Source organism: Paenibacillus sp. 598K (assembly GCF_003851045.1).
Classification (GTDB): Bacteria; Bacillota; Bacilli; order Paenibacillales; family Paenibacillaceae; genus Paenibacillus_D.
This window is the reverse complement of record NZ_BFBX01000046.1, coordinates 21,061-23,170: the sequence shown is the minus strand read 5'-3', so window position 1 is coordinate 23,170 and position 2,110 is coordinate 21,061. Positions and strand designations below refer to the sequence as shown.

1 protein-coding gene and 1 pseudogene are annotated in these 2,110 nt (G+C 52.0%); one reads left to right on the top strand and one right to left on the bottom strand.

Annotated features, from left to right (window positions below; all coding sequences use genetic code 11):
• Positions 1-5 precede the first annotated feature (5 nt).
• Positions 6-143 carry a hypothetical protein gene (locus PA598K_RS35835; protein ID WP_260405421.1) on the top strand — a complete coding sequence of 46 codons (138 nt, stop codon included), beginning with the start codon at positions 6-8 and terminating at the stop codon, positions 141-143.
• Positions 144-426: 283 nt separating this feature from the next.
• Here the strand turns inward: PA598K_RS35835 and PA598K_RS15040 are convergent.
• Positions 427-1,665: pseudogene (locus tag PA598K_RS15040) on the bottom strand (IS110 family transposase).
• Positions 1,666-2,110: the final 445 nt, after the last annotated feature.

Below are 2,110 nucleotides of genomic sequence, written 5' to 3'. Positions count from 1 at the left end.
CTTGGCTGACCGAGCAGATCTATCAGTACGGCAAGCAGCAGACGCCGGCGGAGATCGTCCGGCGCGTCACCGGCAAGCCGCTGGAGTCCTCGCATTTGGTGAACTACCTGAAGCGCAAGTATGAGGATATTTACCGACTGTAGCATCAATTGACCTTTGTGAGTTAGCCGTCCTTTGGGGCGGCTTTTTCCTTGCGGATCTTTACTTGAAGGATAAATCGAACGAAAAGCAGCGCTTATGCCAATAGAGGGTGAAGCCTAGCGGTGTAATGTCAAGTAGGCAAAATCGATGAATTGGAAAAAAAGCAGATCGAAGCGTCTACCGAAGCGAAAAAAGGCAACACGAAGCGAGACCCACCTAATATCAGAATTTTCAGACTGAAATTTCTTCGTGGGCGAGCTGTTAAAAAAGGTAGAAACCGGAAGTCTACGGTTGTCTCCTCTCAGGTGGTGTGTACAGGGTGTTGGTCTTCAGTAGCATGAATACCAACCGTACCAATTTTCGTGCAGAAAGGACGAGTGCGCGTTTGTGTTTGTGCTTTGGAACTTCGTCGTACTTCTTCTTGTAAAACGCCGCATACTCCGCATCATGCTTGCGGATCGAGTCGGCGGCTTGCACAAGATAGTATCGGAGATACTTGTTGCCCGTTCGCATGCGTGACGTTTCGTCGGCTTCGAATTCACCGGACTGATGCTGGCTCTAGACCAGACCAGCGTACTTGGCCAGGGCATGGTGGTCGTGGAATCGCTCAATCCCGCCGATCTCCGCAAGGATGCCCGCCGCAAAGACAGGGCCAATGCCTTTGACCGAGATGAGCGTCTGTGGCAGGCCCTTCATAATCTTGGCGATGGCCTTGTCGAGTTTTTTGACCTCGGATTCCAGGTGCTGAATGACGCTGAGCGTGGTCGCCAGCGAGATATTAACCGGATCTGCCATGGCCTTATCCAAGCGGTAAGAGGAGCGAGCGATCCGTTGAAGATACGCCGCAATCTCTTCGGGCTTCTCAAAGCGGTTCTTGCCTTTATCCTGCAAGAAGGCTACAAGCTCCTCCATGGACATGGTCATAATCTGCTCCGGCTCGAGCTCTTGAATCACGGCGAGCGAGGTGCTGCCGAAGGTGTCCGAGAATGGACTGTCCTGGCGCATCCCGCTAAACTTTAAAAAGACCTGGTTCAAGAAATAGGTTTTGTCTCGTTTAATGTTGTTCATCAGAAAGAAGCGTGTACGGGTGAGACGCTGCAAGGCTTCGTATTGGATGGTTTCTTTCATCGCATAGGGCAGTCGTCCAAATCGCAGATGGTCTGCAATCACCCAGGCATCCACGCGGTCGTTCTTCGGAAGGGCTTCATAGCCTTTCTTGAAACGAGCCACCTTTCTAGCATTTAAGACGTAAATCTGAGATTCAACCTCGGGCTCATAACCCTGCAGTTCTGTCTTCAGATAATGAGCAAGGTGCCAACCGAGATTGGAGGTAGCCTCCATCCCGATGCGAAGCTGGGGCAGGTTCGCTTTCGATGCCGTAGTCAACATCTTATGAATCAGGGTGTCCGCCCCGGTACGATCATTGGGTACGGCAAAGGAAGCGAGGGAAGTGCCCTCCCCATCCATGAATTGTACATGGTGGGATTTTAAGCTCACGTCAATTCCAATCAGCATTGGTGACATAGAATCACCTCCCGTTGTAAAGAAGAATCAAGCTTGGGCTCAGACCTGGGTGCCCGTGGAACCCACCGACTTCAGCCTCGTATTAGCACTCATCCGCAAGCGCTCGACAATTGATGGGTGCTACGCCCCGAGCGGGAGCAGCGGCGCATCTAGCGGTTAGAACCTAAGTGGTGGATCCCGGGTAGCAGGCTTTCACAGCAGTACCTGTAACGTCACGCCAGAGCAGGACGCGGTCTGCAAGGAGGGAAAGAAATCACCTGAGCGGAGCTTGTTGATCCCATTGTTCCACAGGCAGGTCTGAGAAGTCCATAGCCGGTTAAGGACGACGGGGACATCGCCCGTCTTGTGGCTACAGCTATGAAGTTATCAAAGAACGCATGGCAAAGAAGTACAGTCCAAAAAGACCTGTAAACAAAGCATGATGCATGTCCGGCTCCCTCATTTG